Source organism: Nitrosophilus labii (genome assembly GCF_014466985.1).
In the GTDB taxonomy this organism is placed as follows: domain Bacteria; phylum Campylobacterota; class Campylobacteria; order Campylobacterales; family Nitratiruptoraceae; genus Nitrosophilus_A; species Nitrosophilus_A labii.
The window spans coordinates 357,964-376,666 of sequence record NZ_AP022826.1 but is presented as its reverse complement, the minus strand read 5'-3'; the positions used below and the strand labels follow the sequence as shown (position 1 = coordinate 376,666).

Annotated in this window: 20 protein-coding genes; 9 read left to right on the top strand and 11 right to left on the bottom strand. The window is 34.3% G+C overall.

From position 1 onward, the window contains the following. Positions 1-20: 20 nt before the first annotated feature. From recG to NIL_RS01945, 11 genes are all read right to left on the bottom strand, one after another. On the bottom strand, positions 21-1,838 hold the full coding sequence (gene recG / locus NIL_RS01995) for an ATP-dependent DNA helicase RecG (RefSeq protein ID WP_246434451.1): 1,818 nt from the start codon (positions 1,836-1,838) through the stop codon (positions 21-23). A gap of 258 nt (positions 1,839-2,096) precedes the next feature. After that, the gene (locus NIL_RS01990; RefSeq protein ID WP_197972111.1) at positions 2,097-3,380 is read right to left on the bottom strand and encodes a M16 family metallopeptidase; all 1,284 of its coding nucleotides are present in this window, start codon (positions 3,378-3,380) and stop codon (positions 2,097-2,099) included. Between the two features lie 342 nt (positions 3,381-3,722). Beyond that, a complete protein-coding gene (locus NIL_RS01985; RefSeq protein WP_187647973.1) occupies positions 3,723-4,769 on the bottom strand; it encodes a dehypoxanthine futalosine cyclase in 1,047 nt (348 codons plus the stop codon). Continuing rightward, a complete protein-coding gene (locus NIL_RS01980; protein WP_187647972.1) occupies positions 4,766-5,308 on the bottom strand; it encodes a Uma2 family endonuclease in 543 nt (180 codons plus the stop codon). Before NIL_RS01980 ends, NIL_RS01985 begins: the two co-directional genes overlap by 4 nt. A 293-nt stretch (positions 5,309-5,601) precedes the next feature. Next, positions 5,602-6,030 (bottom strand): transcription antitermination factor NusB, encoded by a 429-nt coding sequence (nusB, locus tag NIL_RS01975; protein WP_187647971.1) that lies wholly within the window; start codon positions 6,028-6,030, stop codon positions 5,602-5,604. Positions 6,031-6,142: 112 nt separating this feature from the next. Continuing rightward, positions 6,143-6,610: a 6,7-dimethyl-8-ribityllumazine synthase gene (ribH, locus tag NIL_RS01970; protein WP_187647970.1), complete on the bottom strand. Its 468-nt coding sequence runs from the start codon at positions 6,608-6,610 to the stop codon at positions 6,143-6,145. A gap of 677 nt (positions 6,611-7,287) precedes the next feature. Then, positions 7,288-7,458, bottom strand: coding sequence for a hypothetical protein (locus NIL_RS01965; RefSeq protein WP_187647969.1), 171 nt, complete (start codon positions 7,456-7,458; stop codon positions 7,288-7,290). Beyond that, positions 7,448-8,272: a 3-deoxy-8-phosphooctulonate synthase gene (kdsA, locus tag NIL_RS01960; RefSeq protein WP_187647968.1), complete on the bottom strand. Its 825-nt coding sequence runs from the start codon at positions 8,270-8,272 to the stop codon at positions 7,448-7,450. Before kdsA ends, NIL_RS01965 begins: the two co-directional genes overlap by 11 nt. Next, entirely contained in the window at positions 8,269-8,811 is a 543-nt protein-coding gene (locus NIL_RS01955; RefSeq protein WP_187647967.1) for a Uma2 family endonuclease, read from the bottom strand. Before NIL_RS01955 ends, kdsA begins: the two co-directional genes overlap by 4 nt. Positions 8,812-8,813: 2 nt before the next feature. Beyond that, on the bottom strand, positions 8,814-9,695 hold the full coding sequence (locus tag NIL_RS01950) for a DMT family transporter (RefSeq protein WP_197972110.1): 882 nt from the start codon (positions 9,693-9,695) through the stop codon (positions 8,814-8,816). 192 nt (positions 9,696-9,887) lie between these two features. Continuing rightward, positions 9,888-10,631, bottom strand: coding sequence for a DUF3108 domain-containing protein (locus tag NIL_RS01945; RefSeq protein WP_187647966.1), 744 nt, complete (start codon positions 10,629-10,631; stop codon positions 9,888-9,890). Positions 10,632-10,709: 78 nt separating this feature from the next. Between NIL_RS01945 and NIL_RS10925 the strand changes: the two genes are divergently transcribed. From NIL_RS10925 to NIL_RS01900, 9 genes are all read left to right on the top strand, one after another. Next, on the top strand, positions 10,710-12,686 hold the full coding sequence (locus NIL_RS10925; protein WP_246434450.1) for a mechanosensitive ion channel family protein: 1,977 nt from the start codon (positions 10,710-10,712) through the stop codon (positions 12,684-12,686). 65 nt (positions 12,687-12,751) lie between these two features. Next, a complete protein-coding gene (locus NIL_RS01935) occupies positions 12,752-13,156 on the top strand; it encodes a four helix bundle protein (protein WP_187647965.1) in 405 nt (134 codons plus the stop codon). After that, complete coding sequence (gene der, locus NIL_RS01930) at positions 13,153-14,535, top strand: ribosome biogenesis GTPase Der (protein WP_187647964.1); 1,383 nt, start codon at positions 13,153-13,155, stop codon at positions 14,533-14,535. Before NIL_RS01935 ends, der begins: the two co-directional genes overlap by 4 nt. 229 nt (positions 14,536-14,764) lie before the next feature. Next, positions 14,765-15,754, top strand: a complete 990-nt coding sequence (gene trpS, locus NIL_RS01925; RefSeq protein WP_187647963.1) for a tryptophan--tRNA ligase — start codon at positions 14,765-14,767, stop codon at positions 15,752-15,754. 21 nt (positions 15,755-15,775) lie between these two features. Further along, positions 15,776-16,123, top strand: a complete 348-nt coding sequence (locus tag NIL_RS01920; RefSeq protein WP_187647962.1) for a DUF190 domain-containing protein — start codon at positions 15,776-15,778, stop codon at positions 16,121-16,123. A 280-nt stretch (positions 16,124-16,403) separates the two neighbouring features. Further along, positions 16,404-16,790 (top strand): fluoride efflux transporter CrcB, encoded by a 387-nt coding sequence (gene crcB, locus NIL_RS01915; protein ID WP_187647961.1) that lies wholly within the window; start codon positions 16,404-16,406, stop codon positions 16,788-16,790. Then, entirely contained in the window at positions 16,790-17,020 is a 231-nt protein-coding gene (locus NIL_RS01910; protein ID WP_187647960.1) for a hypothetical protein, read from the top strand. The genes crcB and NIL_RS01910 overlap by 1 nt, the downstream gene beginning before the upstream one ends. Next, the gene (locus NIL_RS01905; protein WP_187647959.1) at positions 17,020-17,994 is read left to right on the top strand and encodes an amidoligase family protein; all 975 of its coding nucleotides are present in this window, start codon (positions 17,020-17,022) and stop codon (positions 17,992-17,994) included. Before NIL_RS01910 ends, NIL_RS01905 begins: the two co-directional genes overlap by 1 nt. Next, positions 17,991-18,677, top strand: coding sequence for a gamma-glutamyl-gamma-aminobutyrate hydrolase family protein (locus tag NIL_RS01900; RefSeq protein ID WP_187647958.1), 687 nt, complete (start codon positions 17,991-17,993; stop codon positions 18,675-18,677). Before NIL_RS01905 ends, NIL_RS01900 begins: the two co-directional genes overlap by 4 nt. The last annotated feature ends 26 nt before the right edge of the window (positions 18,678-18,703 follow it).

Genomic DNA, 18,703 nt, shown 5'->3' with positions numbered 1-18,703 from the left:
AACTATACTAAGACTTTCGACTAAAGACTATCGACTATTTTTTTCGCCTCTTCTATTATCTCTTTATCTTGGCCAAGATCAATCCACCTAAAACTTTTGCCACTTTGCTCTTTTCCTTTCAACAGATCGCCGCTTTGCCTATATTTTAGATCCAGTTCCGCTATCTGAAAACCGCTGCTTACTTTTGCAAATTCGTTTAATCTTTTATTGTTTTTATCTTCGGTATACAAAAAACAGTATCCCTTAAGACCGGTTCTACTGACTCTTCCTCTAAGCTGGTGCAAGGTAGCTAAACCTAAATTTTCAGCGCCTACTATAATGACTGTTGATAATCTTGGCAAAGATATTCCTACTTCTATTACGGTAGTAGCAAGCAAAATATCTCCATTTTTTCTAAACTCTATCAAAACATCCTCTTTTTCTCTATCTTTTCCATGAGTAATAAAAACGTTCTGAAAATATTTTTTCCAAAAGGATGCGGCCTCTTCTAAAGATTTGTATCTATAATTTTCGCTCGATTCTATCAAAGGATACACTACTAAAACTTGCCTATTATTATCTATCTCGTTTTTTATATGAACCAAAAGCTCTTTAAAATCCTCTTTTGAAACAACTTTTGATGTAATATCTTTTCTAAAAGGAGTCTCTTTTATAAAACTAAAATCAACTAAACTCGAATCTATCAAGGCTTGAGTTCTTGGAATAGGAGTTGCAGAAAATTGAAAATAGTGGGGAGATTTTCTGTTTTGTTCAATAAGCTTTTTAAGTCTGTTCCTTTGGTTCGTTCCGAACCTATGCTGTTCATCTACCATAATCACGCAAGCTTTCGGCAGATTTTTATACAAAAGAGCATGCGTTCCTATAATAAAATGAAAATCATCCAAATACTCCTCTTTTGATGAAGATGTTATTAGAGCAATTTTTATATATGAAGGAAGATACTTTTTTGCCTCATCATAGAGCTGATTTGCCAAAATGGTTGTTGGAGCCATTAAAATAGTTCTATTTGGATAGGCTAAAAAAGCCGTCGCAAACATAACTATACTTTTGCCGCTTCCAACATCACCTATGATGACTCTTCTAGCCGCAATATTTTTTGCTATATCTTTTTTTATATCATATATCGCCTTTAGTTGATCTTTTGTTAGCACAAAAGGAAGGTTTTTCAAAAAAGGCTCAATATCCTTTTTGCAGTTCATTAGCGCAGGCAAAAATTTCCTTTTCGATTTGAGCTCTTTTAAGTGGTTGTATATCTCAACAAACTTCAAAGCCTTAAGATACTCATCCTCAAACCCTTTTCTTTTTTGAAAACTCTCTAAAAATGAACTATCCGGAAAATGGATTTTTTCGATTTCTTCGGCATATTTTTCCAAAACACCTTCATTTATCAGACTCTCTTTTTTTACATACTTTTCTATCAAATTTCTAAAGATGTCGGCTCTTATTGAAGTTTTGTAGCTTGGATATATTTTCCCCACCCTAGCAGAAGGAATCTTTTTAGGCTGTATAAGCTGAAATTTTGAAAAGTTGTATTCAAGTCTTCCATAAACAAAAAGCGAAACGTTTTTCCAAAAAACTTTTTGATGATATGGAGAGTATTTAAAAAAGATAAGCTCCATCTCTTTTTGAAAGTTTACACAAAACGTCTCAATTTTTAGGTATTTTTGAGTTTTTATAACATCTTTAACTTCGATTTCAAAAAGCCCCTCAGTTCCGAAAGGAACAAACTTTTTAAGCCTAAAATCAAAATATTTTACCGGCGCGATAATAGATAGTTCAAGTATATTTGAGATACCAAGTCTTTTAAATTTTTCAAAATCTTTAGCATCTATTTGCAACTTTTGCCTTTTAATCAGTGATGAGTAAACAGTGAATAGTGAGCAGTAATCGGTAAACTGATCACTCATCACTAGTTGATTTGTCATTCATAACTCAAATATGCCAATACATCAATATACTAATAATTTTACTTTATTTAAAAAAATCTTGATATAATTGCAGTGCGGTAGTTGGTTTATAATCCCTCTCCCTCTAATTCATCATTCGTAACTAGTTATTCGTGATTCGAATATACTAATACACCAATAACTCAACATCTACTTTGTAACTATAGAAAACGACAGCTTATTAATCTCAGGATGAGACTTTATAAATCTATTAAGTTCTTCTAAACTCAGTTTTTCTATTTTTTCAAGCTCTTTTTTATAAAACCCTAGAGATTTGCCCCTGTAAAACTCGTTAAACGCTCTAGATAATCTTTGTGAAAGAGTTTCGTTTCTTAATGGTTCGCTTCCCAACAAGAACTTTTTGGCCGCATCAAGCTCCTTTTGCGTAACCCCGTTTTGAACAAAATCTCTTATCACCTCTTTTACAATCTCTACAGCTTCTTTTTTTGATTCTAATTTAGTTTGCAGATATCCGCTAAAATAGCTGTGAGACCTATTTATATGCACCCTTGAGTAGGCTGAGTAAGCAAGTCCTCTTTTGACTCTTATCTCTTCCATCATTCTACTTCCAAATCCACCGGCACCTAAAATGAATGAGGCCACTCTTGCTTTATAGTTATCCTCGTCATCCACTTTCATAAAGTATGGCGAACCAAAATAGATATAAGCCTGTTTTGTATCTTTTTTTACCTCTTGCTTTTCCTCTTTATCGCTAGCGTTGTAAAATGTCAAAGGTTCCAGTTCCCCTGGTAAAAGCTGCCCCAAAAGCTCTCTTGCGCTCTCTTTTGCTTCACTTAGTTCAAGTTTCCCACCTACTACCACTATAGCTCTTTTTAAAACAAGATGTTTTTTCAAAAACTCTTTTACATCTTTTAAAGTTATATTGTTGATACTTTCAAAAGTACCATTACTAGTATGTTCTAGTGGAGTATCTTTAAAAAGTATCTTTTTTAGATTTATACCGGCAATATAATCAAAATCATCCTCTTTTCGAGATAACATCCCCAAAGTATTGATTTTTACCTTTTCAAAGACTTCTTGAGTAAGGTTAGGCTCTTTTAAAAGTTTTGAAACAAGCTCTATCCCTTTTTTATACTCCTCTTTTAGTGCGCTAAGTTCCAAAACAAGAGTCTCTATACCCGTATTTACTCCAAAATGGATAGCTCTCTCTTCCAGTTTTTTAGCAAAGCCCACGTTTCCCAAACTCTTTGTTCCTTGATTTAACATCCGAGCGCTAAATTTTGCAAGTCCAGGAAGCCTTCCGTCTTCTATACTTCCACTTTTTTGAAAAACCAACTGCATAGAAACGATAGGAAGAGCGTCGCTTTTTTCAAATATTACGGGAATCTTCACGCCTTTAACTTCAACACTATCTAAAACAGCACCCATTATCACCCCTTGAATAAAAAATAAAATAGTTATCAATTTTTTCATAGATACCTCTTTTGTATGTGTCTAATTTTTTAGTGTTACGTGCTAAAAATTAAATTGAGACCTCTGAAAAATTACAAATTGAACGAAGGATTTGAAATTTTAGCTTAAAAATTTTATGTTCGCCAAAAGGCTAAAAAAGTGCGCTTGTTTAGCACTTTTTAATAAAATTTACAAGCGTTCGTTTTACTAAAAATTTCAACTCTCCTGAGTGAAATTTTGTAATTTTTCAGAGCATTCAATTGTTAAATTGTTATTGGTACATTTATATATTGGTTTGATTTATAATCTTCTTTTTCTAATTACACCAATATACTAATACACAAATAACAAAATTTTCCAATTTCAATCAAACATCTCCAATATCTCATAAGCCGTATTTCGTTTTGCCGGTATCTCTCCTACATCCTTAATGAGTTTTATCATCTCCTCTTGATTCATCCTATTTTGAGCTCCGGCCGCTTTGACAACGTTCTCTTCCATCATAGTAGAACCGAGATCATTAGCCCCAAAAAGGAGTGCAAGCTGACCTATATAGCTTCCTTGCGTTACCCAAGAGCTTTGAATATTTTTAAAATTATCCAAAAATAGACGACTTACAGCTAAAAGTCTTAGATATCTATTTGAAGAGGTTTTATGTTTTACGATGTCATCTTTTTGAAGCTTCGTATTATACGGTTGAAAAGACCACATTATAAAAGCTCTAAACCCTCCAGTTTCATCTTGAAGTTCCCTTATCTTTTCCCAATGCTCAACTATCTCTTCATCGGTCTCTACTGTACCGTACATCATCGTAGCGGTTGTCTTCATACCGATCTTATGCGCTGTTTTGTGAATATCCAGCCACTCTTTAGAACTTAGCTTTTTAGGACTTATGATATCTCTGACCCTGTCACTTAAAATCTCCGCACCCGCTCCCGGAATGGAGCTTAGACCTTTTTCTTTTAATCTTTGCAGAGTCTCTTCATAACTTATACGACTTACTTTGGAGATAAAATCTATCTCTACCGCACTGAAACCGTGTATGGTTATTTGCGGATATTTTTTATGAATATGCTCCACTAATCTCTCGTAGTAGTCAATCTTTAACTTCGGATGGACTCCTCCTTGAAACAGAATCTGCGTTCCACCTATTTCTATAAGCTCATCTATCTTTTTATCGATCTCTTCATAACTAAGTATATAACTACCATCATCTTTTGCGTGTTTGTAAAAAGCGCAAAAATCACAATCAACCCAGCATACGTTTGTATAGTTTATATTTCTATCTACTATGAAAGTTGTTATCTTTTTAGGATGAAGCTCCCTTTTTTTAGCCAATGCCATTTCGCCAAGCTCTCTTAAGTCGGCTTCTCTTATAAGTTCTAACGCCTCTTTTTTACTTAACCTCACTCCTCAATCCCTTCAAAAAACTTCTCAATCTCAACTTCTTGGCCTATACACTCAATAAACATTTTATCGCTTAATACATAATTTCCGCCAAATTTATAACTACCGTTATCTAGTATAAACTTTTCAACACTTCTATATTCGGGCTCAACTATATAATACTCTTCGATACCGGAACACTCATATAGGCTAAATTTTTCTTTTTTATCTTTTTGGGCGGTTGATGGACTTAAAACTTCAAAGATCGCGCAGGGAGTATCTCTATCTTCGCAAAAAATCATAATATCCGGCTGAACTATATTGATACTATCTTTGCCTCCAAAATCGCAAATTAACTTTAAATCATACGGAGCAACTCTTGGTTTGCATTTATTTAAAGCTTTTATAAGCATTGCAATATTTAATACAACATCCTGATGTTTTGCGCTTGCCCCAGCCATCATATAAATTTTTCCAAAAATAAGTTCTACTCTCTCTTTTGTAGTTTTATCTATTTGCAGATAATCTTCATAACTATAATTTTCAAGTTTTTTTGCTTCCATCTTTTACCTTTGTTCCGTAAATCGTGATTCGTAAAGCGTAATCAGTGATGAGTGACGAGTAACGAGTGATAAGGGATAAGGTGGTTAATCCCCACTCACACCCACACTCACACTCACATCCCTTCACACCTTCACCCTTACCAAAATAACCGCAAATCATCATTCGCTTCGCTCATTTGATTTGCTCTTAGGTAAACCAGCCTCTCGTATGTTCGCCACTAAATTCCTCGAATTTAGGGCTCACATATACTCAAGGCTTTCGCTTCGGGACGAAAGCAAAACAGTTTGCTTTCTCAAGCCTTCGGCTTGCCCTCGCTCACTTCTCCCCTCTTCTTAGCTATAGCATCTAAAACACCGTTTATAAACTTTGGAGACTGATCCGTTCCAAGTTTTTTTGCAAGCTCTATAGCCTCATTTATCGCAATCGCTTTATCAAGTTCGCTAAACATCAGTTCATATGCTCCAAGTCTAAGAATTGCCCTCTCTATATGTCCAACTCTATCCAAATCCCAGCTCTCAAGATGTTTTTTCAACTCTTCGTCTATCTCTTTTAAACGATCCGTAACGCCGTTAAACAAAGATAAAGCAAACTCTCTTTGTCTGTTTCTTATCTTTTTCTCTTCCAAAATATCTTCCGCAAACTTTTTAATCTCAGGATTACCCAAATCGTATGCGTACAAAAGGCCAATCACGGCTTCTCTTGCTTGATGTCTCGTTGCCATTTTTCCCTTTCGTTTTCGTAATTCGTAAATCATAACATTTTTTCCGCACCATCCACCATCCACCATCCACTATCAACTATCAACCAAAAACCTATTCCTAATTTACCAATATCTAACCAAAATTCCTATACAAATCGATAAGCTCAATAAGCCCCGTCATTGCTTCAAAACCCTTATTTCCCGCTTTGCTACCGGCTCTCTCAATCGCCTGCTCTATGGTATCGGTTGTTAAAACTCCAAACGTAACAGGTTTTTGATACTTTAAAGTGGTATTTGCGATACCTTTCGTCGCTTCAGCCGCTACATAATCAAAATGTGGAGTCGATCCTCTTATGATAGCGCCTAAACAACAAACACCCTCATATTTTTGGCTATTTAAAACCTTGTCTAAAGCAAAAGGCAGTTCAAAAGCTCCAGGAACCAAGATGAGATCTAGATTTTTTTCTTCTCCGCCATGCCTTAAAAACGCGTCTTTAGCGCCTTCAACTAATCTATCTGTTATTATATGGTTAAATCTACTAGCGATGATCGCCACTCTCTCTTTTCCGGTAAGTCTTAATTTTCCTTCTATAAGGTTCATTTATACTCCTATATTGTTTTTTACTTGCTCTAAAAATTTTTCTACAGATTTAAGATTATCTTACAATTCATTACAAACTATGTTTTTATTTATTTCATCATATTGATGTGCCAAAAAATTTCACCTGTAAATAAATCCACTATATCTATCGAAATATCCTGCATTTTTAAATTTACAAATAATCTCAGCAAACCTTAAAACTCTATCACTTAAAACATATAAATTGAGACCTCTGAAAAATTACAAATTGAACGAAGGATTTGAAATTTTGGCTTGAAAATTTTATGTTCGCCAAAAGGCTAAAAAAGTGCGCTTGTTTAGCACTTTTTAATAAAATTTACAAGCGTTAGTTTTACTAAAAATTTCAACTCTCCTGAGTGAAATTTTGTAATTTTTCAGAGCATTCTATTATATAAAATTACATCGTCTATAATTTTATCTTTTATAACTTTATGACAATTTTTACATATTGTTTTAAAAAATTCAAATCTTCTTCTATTTTAAACATTCTCTCAACAATATCTTGCAATCTAACATCCATAAACCACCTTTGTATGATTCATAAAATCTAGCGCTAAATGATATTTGTTCATCTCCCAACTTCATCTTTTATCGCCTCTTTTCTTATCTCTTTACTACGTTTACGTTTCGTTCTTTACAATCTAAACATTTTTTAACTATCTTATTTTACCCATCCCTCGTCCGGTTATTTTACCGTAGATCCTTCTTAAAATCCTCATTATTACAGGTCTAAAATCACCTTTTTTCAAAGCTTTCTGTATCGCCTGAATATCGCCTAAATATTTCGCAATCGCATACAAAATAGATCTTGTTTTATTAAGACTCAAGGCAACTCCTGATTTTTTTGATATCTGATATAACTTGGTTTAACTCTTCTAGTTTTAGCATATTTGGCCCGTCGCTCAATGCGTTATCCGGATCAAAATGGGTTTCAAAAAAGTACCCATCTACCCCAACAGCCGTAGCTGAGCGAGCAAGAGGCGCTACAAACTCCCTTTTACCGCCGCTTTTCCCTCCAGCGCCTCCTGGCATCTGAACCGAATGGGTTGCGTCAAAAATAACGGGAGCAAACCTTCTCATAATGACTAAACTTCTCATATCTACCACAAGATTACCGTATCCAAAAGTCGTTCCTCTTTCAGTTAGCCAAATCCCGGCTTTTTTACTGATTTCATACAAAGACTCAACTTCCCAATTCCCTATTTCCAATACACTTTCCCTACTTTTTAATACCTTCAAAACGCTATACTTCATATCTTTGGGGTTCATAAACTGCCCTTTTTTTATATTGACTATCTTATCGGTTTTTGCCGCTGAGACCAAAAGATCGGTTTGCCTGCATAAAAAGGCAGGGATCTGTATAACATCGGCAACTTCGCTTGCCGCTTCAACTTGATAAGATTCGTGAACGTCCGTTAATATCTTATAACCGAAACTATCTTTTATATCCGCCAACATCTGAAGACCCTTTTTCAAACCTGGCCCTCTGTAGCTATCAAGACTCGTCCTGTTGGCCTTATCGAAACTAGCCTTAAAATAAAAATCTATACTAGAGTCTTCATCGTACTCTTTCAATTTTGAGGCAATGATCTCTAACTGCTCTTTGCTCTCTATAACACAAGGTCCCGCTATCAAAATCATTTAAACACCTTTTCAAAATCTATTTGGGTTTTACAACTATCCCACTGAAAATTATATACGCCTTTACTTTTAAATCTCTCTTGCAATTGATATTTGCTATTTTTTAGTTCAAATATCTCAAGTTCTTCTGTTTTTGGATTTATAACAACGTAGTATTGTACTCCTACCTTTTCATAAAGAGTAAATTTAGTAGTTAAGTCTTTCAATGCAGTTGATAATGATAAAACCTCAATAACAATTTTCGGAGGTTTTGTCAAAAATTTTGCATCCTCATCTACCTCTTCGCAAGTTACCAAAACATCCGGTTGAACAACATTTCTATCGTCTATTACCCAGTCAACGGGTGAGATATAGACTTTACATTTATCACAATCTAAATTTTCATCCAACTCTTTCCATATTCTTGCTACAACACTCTGATGTTTCAGACTTGGCGCCGGACTCATTGCATATGCAATTCCATCTATCAATTCCCATCTATCTTCCCATTTTTTATAATCTTCATATGTATATCTATCCAATAAATCCAAAGCTGCCATTATTATCTCCTAGCTACCAAAATTCCACTAATCACTATTAAGATTATACCCAAAATCTTGATAGTTTCAGGAAAAGGATCGTTTAAAAAAACTATCCCTAAAGCGATGGAAAAAAGTATATTAGAATAGCTTATAGTCCCTACGACTCCCGCTTTACTAGCGCCGTAAGCCTTTGTCATATATACTTGTGCCAAAGTAGCCAAAAGCCCCATAAAGAAAATATATACCCACATCTCACCCTCGGGCATTACAAATTCGGCCAACATAAAATCGAGCTCTTCAACTTTTACAAATCTTGAAACACCCATCAATATAAGAGGCCCGACACTTCCTACCACCATAAAAGAAAGAACTATGGCCCTAGTATCGTAATACTTTTTTAACTCTTTTACGCTCGTGTAAGCCAAAGCGGCTCCAACACCGCTTAAAATCCCTAAAATGTCGTATTTATCAAAAGGGGTATGAAAGGGATCTGTTATAAAAACGATTCCGACAAAACCTATAAAAAGCGCAAACCAACCCCTTTTACCTAGAGCTTCTTTTAAAAACAAAAAAGCAAAAAGCGCTGTAAATATAGGAGAAGTTTTAGAGTAAGTCATAGCTTCTCCCAAAGGAATATGCGCTATATCGTAAAAAAAACACAAAAGTGCCAAAAAACCCATCAAACCTCTAAAAAGAAGTAGCCAAGGCCTCCCGCCTTTATGCCTCATAGGTTTTGCAAAAAGCGTAGCGCTTATAAGTATAACGCCAAATAGGTTTCTAAAAAAAACGACCTCCAAAGAGGGCAAGTTTTGACTCAACAGTTTGGCAAACACTCCCATTCCAGCAAACAAAAGCGAGGCAAAAAGCATATACCAAATACCGATTTCTACTCTTTTTATCACCCTCCTCCTTTATATAGTAGTGTAGTGCAAGCAATCCCCTTACCCCCTTATCCCCTTACCACGATTTACGATTCAAAAAATGAAGGCTAAAGGGGTGTAAGTGTGGGTGTGTTAATTTACTACTCAACCACTCAACCACTCAACCAAAAATCCTAATTTCCAATATACCAAATATACTAATATACCAATACACTAATATTTAATCTTTAATTTATCCAATTTTCCAACAATATCCCCAAAAAATATCACATCTTTTAAAAGAGCTTTTTTAGCGACTCCACTCTTCTCATCCATAACTATATGAAGCCTTCCCTCTTTAGAGGCAAAAATCTTTTGATGTATAACAACGTCCATATAGAGACCTTTTTCGTTACCAAAAAGAGATTTTAGTTTTTTCAGCTCTTTTCCTTCCGGTAAGTAAACATCAACCTTTCCATCTTTTCTATTTCCTCCCACCGCAAAAAATACAAGATGTTTTTTGCCGTTAATAAAATACTTTTTTAGGTTAAAATAGAGGCTTAAAATATCATCTTTTGCGTAGTATTGCAAAATTTCATCGTGTTTACTCTCTAATTTACCGCTTTTATATCTTTTTGTATGAACGAAAATCCTCTTTTTTTCATGATCAAATCTATAGACTTTTATACTTTTTTTAGATGCATTTTTTCGAACCTTTTTATAAACCTTTGGTATCAAAATCCCCTTTTGGACTACGCCTTCGCTTATATACTCCTCTTCTCTTCCTCGGCTTAAAATTTTAGCCAGACCGGTAGCTTTAGCCTTTACTTTTATAACGTATCTATCTTTGTTTTTCGTAAATGTGGCGACTGAGTATCCAACTTTGCCCAAAATACCGTAAGTTACTCTATATTTTGCTTCAATTGTTTGAGAATAGAGAGTAAAAATCAGAAAAAAACCTAACGCTAAAGCTCTCATATAAAACCTTTATCAATTCATCTGTGTTAAAATAGCACAAAATTATATAATACTTTATACTTTCAAAAAGGTAGTTAGTTGAAAAAGATTTTTTTAATAATATCTCTTCTTATAACGTTTATAAAAGCGGCCGACCTTAACACTACTCTTTTAAAGGACAATAACACCAGCGCTATCTACAAAAATATTCTAAAGTCGTTAAAAACTTCCGATAACCCGGAAACCGCCTTGCAAAAAACTCTTATCGTAAAGATATTAAATATTAAAAAAGAGGGTATTAAAAGTTTTGATATATACAACTATAAAGTAAGTAACCAAAAAAATTTTATAGATACGTTTTTTACAATCGTTGAAAAAATAGCCGAAGCAAAAAGGTATAAAAAGAGTCTATCACAACTCAAAGAGCAACTAAGCGATATAGAAGAGGATATCTCTAAACTAGACTCCAACGCAACCAACCTTTTAACTTTGCAGCTTGAGTACGCCTATTACTATAAAAAATACGACAAAATAAAAAAAGATATCGAAAAGGTAGAGACACTTTACGAGGTTTGGTTAAAACAGCTGTTAAAATACTTGCCAAAAATCGAGTTTAAAACTACAAATAACAATAAAAGCGTAAAAGAGCTGCAAAAAAAAATATTACAGATAGATAAAAAGATAAAAAAGTTAGAGATAGAAAAAGAGAGATGGAGAATACTTGATAAAAAAAGGTATGTTGAAAACCTTGAAAAAGAGATTCAAAGATTAACAAATCTCAAAGATAGCTATATAAAAAAAGAGATAAAATCGCAACTTCTCCTTTTTTTTAAAGCATTAAAGCAAAAAAGCGAAAAAGTATTTCAACTTAAAATCGACATATTAGAGACCGCCTCCAAGTTTTCATCTAAAAACGTAGATATTAAGGATGCCCTCAACGAAGCTCTAAATATTTTTATCGAATCAAGGTTAGGAAAAACCACTACGTATATATATCAACTAAAAGAAAATGCTATGTTTTTTCTAACTCAAAACAGATTTTTTAATATCCCCCTTTATAAAATCGTAGCCGGTATAGGGATATTTTTACTATTTCTCTTTTTAAGAAAACTTTTTGTCCTTATTGTTTTAAAGATTCTTAAAAAGATGTCCGAAAAAACGAAATCTTCATTAGACGACAAAGTTTTGGCAATCGTAACTGAACCTTTAAAATTTGCCTTTATAATCGTAGGCTTTTACCTTTCAGTAAAGGTAATGGATATAGATAGCGAAACGGTTGACAAGATAGTCCGTTCGATGGTTATCGTCGCTATATTTTGGCTATTTTTTGACGCCGTTAGCGTCCTTGAAAAGACCATCTTCAATTTCGCTAAAAAATTTGGAAAAGAGTTGTATCGTGAAATTGGAAACTTTTTTATAAAAACACTTAAGATATTCATCTTTTCGGTTGGTCTTGTGGCAGTTTTACAAGAGTGGAACATAAACGTAAGCGCCTTTATAGCCTCCTTGGGACTTGGAGGTCTTGCATTTGCTTTAGCTGCCAAAGATACGGCGGCCAATCTTTTTGGAGGACTAACCATACTAGCCGATAAATCGCTTAAGATAGATGACTGGATAAAAGTTCAAGATGTGGAAGGAACGGTAGAGGATATAGGTCTTAGAACCATAAAGGTAAGAACTTTCGAAAAATCTCTCGTTACGGTTCCCAACCAGATAGTGGCAAACAATCCTATCGAAAACTTTTCAAGAAGAGATATAAGAAGAATCAAAATGAGAGTTGGACTAACCTACTCCACAACAAAAGAGCAGATGGACGAAATTCTCAAAAATATAAGAAATATGTTAAAATCCCATCCAAGAATCGATAAAAAAGCGACTATGCTTGTTAATTTCGATGAGTTTCAAGATAGCAGTCTAAGCATATTCATCTACTGTTTTACAAATACGGCTAACTGGCAAAAATATCTTGAAATCAAAGAGGATGTAAATCTAAAAATTATGGATATAGTGGAAAGTGCCGGAGCTGAGTTTGCCTTTCCTAGCCAATCTATATATGTTGAGAAAATTGTAAAATAGTGTGGGTGAACAGTGTGGGTGTGGATGTTAGTGTGGGTGTGGGTGTGTGTTAAAGGTGATATAATATGAATAATGAGATAAAAAGTGCAGAAGGTTTGGAAGTTTTTAAAATAGCACATAAATTAACAATAAAAATATATGAGATTACAAATTATTTTCCAGAATATGAAAAATATGGTATAACAAGCCAACTAAGGAGATCTGCAAGTTCTATAGGAGCAAATTTAATGGAAGGCTCACACAGAATAAATAAAAAAGAGTTTAAACAATTTGTAGGAATTGCACGAGGCTCTGCTGGTGAATTGAAATATTTTCTTAGATTATCAAAAGATATTGGATATATTACAAAAGAAAATTATAATTTTTTAATAAAAGAAACAGATAAAATTAGTAAAATGCTTTATAATCTAATAAAATCTCTCACTTACATCCACCCACACTCACACTCACACCAAAAAGAGGAGCAATGAAAAAAGTAGTAATTTTAGGAAAACCAAATGTGGGCAAAAGTTCGCTTTTTAACAGAATCTTAAAACAGCGTGACGCCATAACCTCGGAAGTAGCCGGAACAACGCGAGATATAAAAAAAAAGATAGCCAATTTGGGAGAAAAGGAGATAGAGCTAATAGATACCGGCGGGCTTGAAGACAGAGACGAGCTTTTTAACAAAGTTAAAGAAAAATCCTTGCAGACCGCAAAAGAGGCGGACATAATCCTTTATATGGTTGACGGGAAAGAGCTTCCCGATGAAGAGGATAGAAAACTATTTTTCGAGCTTCAAAAACTTGATAAAGATATAGCTTTGGTCATAAACAAGATAGACAACGACAAACTAGAAGAAAACGTCTGGGAATATTACAGTTTCGGAACTAAAAACATATTTCCAATCTCCGTTTCCCACAATAGAAAAGTTAAAAAACTGCTTGAGTGGATAGAGAGCAAAATACCCAACGAAGAGAGTTTAAATATCCAAGAGGATGAAGAGTTAGATATCGAATCTTTTTTAGAAGAGTTTGAAATTAACAAAAAAGAGGAGGATTCAAACGAAATCAGAGTCGCAATTATAGGAAGAGTCAACGTGGGAAAAAGCTCTTTACTGAATGCTCTTTTGAAAGAGGAACGATCAATCGTAAGCGATATTGCGGGAACAACCATAGACGTAGTAGATGAGACGTATCTATATAGAGATAAACTTATCACTTTTATAGACACTGCGGGTATTAGAAGAAGAGGCAAGATTGTAGGCATAGAAAAATACGCGCTAAACAGAACCCAAAAGATGCTTGAGCGCGCTGACATAGCTTTGGTAGTTTTAGACGCTAGCGAAGGCTTTGCCGAACAAGACGAAAAGATCGCGGGACTTGTAGATAAGTATAAACTAGGCTGCATTATCGTTTTAAACAAATGGGACAAGGCTAAGATGAGTTACGAAGAGGCGGTTAAAGAGGTTAGAGATAGATTTAAGTTTTTAAGTTTTGCTCCTATAATAACCGTTTCGGCAAAAACGAGAAAAAGAGTGGACAAAATATACGATCTAATACTTAGAGTCTATAAAAACTACTCTCAGTGGTTACCTACGTCACAACTAAACAAAATTATAAAAGAGGCTACCCAACGCCACGCTATACCGGCATACTACTCAAAGGTGGTAAATATCCTCTTTGCCACTCAATATGAAACAAAACCGCCTAAAATTGCTCTTATTATGAATAGACCCGAAGGACTCCATTTTAGTTATAAAAGATATCTTATAAATAAACTAAGAGAAAATTTCGACTTAGAAGGAAGCCCGGTTATTTTAAGTCCAAGGAAAAGAGGAGAGAGGGAGGAGATATTGGATGATGATTAGGAGGTAAGGCGATAAGTAGTGAAGCGGTAAAGTTTCAAGTTTTAAGTGAGAGGAATTTAGTATATTATTAGTATATTAGTATATTTGGTATATTGGAAATTAGGATTTTTGGTTCATGGTTGATGGTTAATGGTATGGAAGAAAATGTTACGATTCATGATTTGAGAATTAGGTATTACGGATTACGAAATTCAAACACCCACACCCATACTAATAAAAAAGGAGAAAAATGCGAATTGTAAGCGGTATGAGGCCAACAGGCAAACTTCATTTAGGACACTATCTAGGTGTTTTGAAAAACTGGATAGAGCTACAAAAAGAAAACGAATGTTTCTTTTTCGTTGCAGATTGGCACGCATTATCTACAAGTTACGAAGATAAACTAAACCTAAAGTCGCTTAGTTTAGAACTCGTCAAAGATTGGGTGGCTTCGGGTATTGATCCAAATAGTTCAACCATCTTTATACAAAGCAGCATCAAAGAGCATGCCGAACTATACGTAATACTAAATATGATAACACCTCTTGGCTGGCTTGAGAGAAACCCTACCTACAAAGATCAACTTCAGCAGATGAAAAATAAAGAAATCCACACCGCCGGTTTTTTAACTTATCCCGTTTTGCAAACGGCGGATATCATACTCTATGACGCAAATAGAGTCCCCATAGGCGAAGACCAAAGACCTCATCTAGAGATAGCTAGAGAAATTGTTAGACGTTTTCATCATCTTTTCGAGTGCGAAATTTTCACTGAACCAAAAGAGCTCTTAAGTTCAACTTCGCGTCTTTTGGGATTGGACGGTAGAAAAATGAGCAAAAGTTACAATAACGCCATATTTTTAAACGATTCAAAAGATGAGGTTTGGCAAAAACTAAGAGGTGCAAAAACAGATCCTCAAAGAGTCAAAAGAACAGATCCAGGAGATCCCGAAGTGTGTCTCATTTACGACTATCACAAAGCTTTCAGCAACGAAGAGATAGTCAAAAAAGTGGAAGATGGTTGTAAAAGCGCAACTATTGGCTGCGTTGAGTGTAAAAAATGGTGCGCCCAATCGATAGAAAAAGTATTGGAACCCATTAGAGAAAAAAGAGCCTCTTTAAGCAACGAAGAGATAGACAACATCATAAAAAAAGGAAACGAAAAGGCAAAAGAGATCACCGCTAAAAAGATGGAAAAAGTAAATAGAGCCATATTTGAGATAAAATGTGATATTGGATAGTAGAGCAAAAAAAGGAAACCTATGAAGCGCTATCTAGGACCAAGAAAGATTTTAAGAATCTATATAGACAATAACGACACTTACGATGAAAAACCTCTTTGGGAAGCTATTTTATCTGCCGCAAAGGAAAACGGTATTGCCGGTGCAACCGTCTTCAAAGGAGTTGCCGGAATGGGTGCTCACTCTGAGATAAGTTCGTTTTCGGTATGGAGTCTTAGCCAAAAACTACCTATAGTCATAGAGATAATCGATAAAGAAGATAAAATCATGAGTTTTTTAAGAGTTGTAGATCTCATGGTTAAAGAAGGTTTGGTAACGCTATCAGATACGGAAGTAATAAGTTATAAACATCAGAAATTTGATTATTAGTAATTAGGAATTGAACTCTCTGGAAAATCAAAATTGAGCGAAAGCTTTGTAATTTTAGCTTGAAAATTTTATGTTCGCCAAAAGGCTAAAAAAGTGCGCTTGTTTAGCACTTTTTAATAAAATTTTCAAGCAATCCGTTAGGAAAAATTGTAACTCGCTTGAGTGAAATTTCTTAATTTTTCAGAGTACTCAATTAGGAATTGGGAATAAGGGAAAAGGTGTGAAGTAAGATTTTGTTACTCACTCAAATTATCCCGGATTTTAAATTACGAGGTAAATAATGAATATAAGTTTGATAATTGCCGTAGGAGTCGGCGGTTTTTTTGGAGCAATAAGCAGATTTTTAATCTCAAGTTTCATTCAAAAATTAAGCTCTTCATTTTTTCCTTTCGGTACTTTAAGCGTAAACGTTATCGGTAGTTTCTTAATAGGTTTTTTGATAGTTTACTTCGAAAATGTAATAAACCCAACTCAAAAAGCTCTGCTTGTTACCGGTTTTTTAGGAGCTTTAACAACATTTTCAACATTTAGCTATGAAACAGTAACCATGCTTCAAAATTCACTCTATTATAGAGCTCTTATAAACATAACTTTAAACGTAATTTTATCGCTTGGAGCAACAATAATGGGTATAATAGTTTTTAAAAAAATTTATGGAGGTTTATAATGTATAAAATCCAGATGCAAATGATGTGCGGATGTGCCAAAAAAGATGAAACACTAAAAGAAAAATGGCTAAACAAAACATTTAAAGATAAAAAAGAGGCCGAGTTTGAAGCTTTGAGACTCGCTAACCACGCAAACGCTAACTGGTGTAAAAAACATAGATTTTACGCTGTTGAGGAGGGAAATGTTATGAAAATAATGGTTGAGCTTTCATCTCCTAAAGAGATATAATGGATGGTTTCTCTCTTCCTCCGCTTTTAAAAAATCAAGAAGGCAAAATAAGAAAAGCTGGATTTGAGATTGAGTTTAGCGGCCTAACCCCCACTCAAAGTGCCGCAACAATCATTGAACTTTTTGGAGGAAGAGCACAGTACGAGCAAGAGCACTCGTTAATAGTCAAAGAGACTCTATTTGGAGATTTTAAGATTTACATAGATAGCAAACTTTTACAAGATTATGAAAAAAACAAAAAAAATGGTGATAAAAAATTCTTTGAAGATCTTCTCTTTTTTGTATCGGAAATCTTTATACCATACGAAATAGTAACTCCCCCTATACCCTTTGATAGATTAGATGAGATAGATTATCTAAGAGAAAAACTAAAAGGAAGAGGCGCTTTGGGTACGAAATCTTCCGCTTTTTACGCCTTTGGCCTTCATATAAACATAGAGACTCCATCATTGGAACTAAAACATATTCTAAATATTTTTAGAGCTTTTTTGATCTTATATGATTGGATAAAAGAGAAGGACAATATAGACTTAACAAGGAAACTCTCATGGTTTATAGAGCCATTTGATAAAGAGTATATTCTTTTAGTAATGGCTTCAAACTACACACCTGATTTTAAAAAGTTGATAGATGATTATATCCGATTCAATCCGACAAGAAACAGAGCTTTGGATATGCTTCCTCTTTTTGCTTATTTAGATAAAGAGGTCAAAAAAAAACTACCAAATGAAAAAATAACCCCAAGACCGGCTTTTCATTATAGACTGCCAAACTCCAGAATAGACGAGGATATCTGGTCTATAGCTTATGAGTTTAACTATTGGGCGTTGATAGAAAAATTGGCTTTTGACGAAAATAGATTATATATCTTATCCAAAGAGTATAGAGACTTTTTAGAATCTCCTTTTTGGTTTATTACATCAATGTGGGTAAAAAGAGTAGATACAATATTAAACGATAGAGGTATTATTTGAGTATAAAGATAGTTATTACAGGTTCAGATAAAGGAAGTAAAATTGTATGGAGCTTTATCAAACTTATGCTTACACCATATCGAATCAAACTTGTTTTTGTTTCTCCCTCTTCTAAAAAAAATCCCAAAAACTTTCAAGGACTCATTCTTAGTGGGGGAGTCGATATCGATCCATCTATCTACGGCAAAAAACGTTATATAAAAAACGGCGATAAAAAAAGAGACTTACTTGAGTTGTCTCTCATTGAAGAGGCAGTTAAAAAAGAGATTCCTATTTTAGGGATTTGCAGAGGTATGCAACTTATAAACGTTTTTTTTGGAGGAACGTTGCATTATGATATAAACGAACTTGATCTAAATCATCCTCACTCAAAAACCCCTCTTCCTTTAAAAACGGTTATTATCGACTCAGACTCGCATCTATATAAAATTCTAAAAAGAAAAAAAATCAAAGTAAATGCTTTACATCACCAAGCTATAGATATATTAGGAAAAGATCTGCAAATCGCCGCTTATGACAAAAACAGTATAACCCAAGCCATAGAGCATATTAAAAACAGATACATACTCGGCGTCCAGTGGCATCCGGAGTTTATCCCCTTCTCTAAAACCTCTCACAAAATTTTCAAACATTTCATCAAATATGCCAAAATTTATCACACTCATAGCAATATTTATATATAATCTGATTTTAAAATAGCAAATGTTTA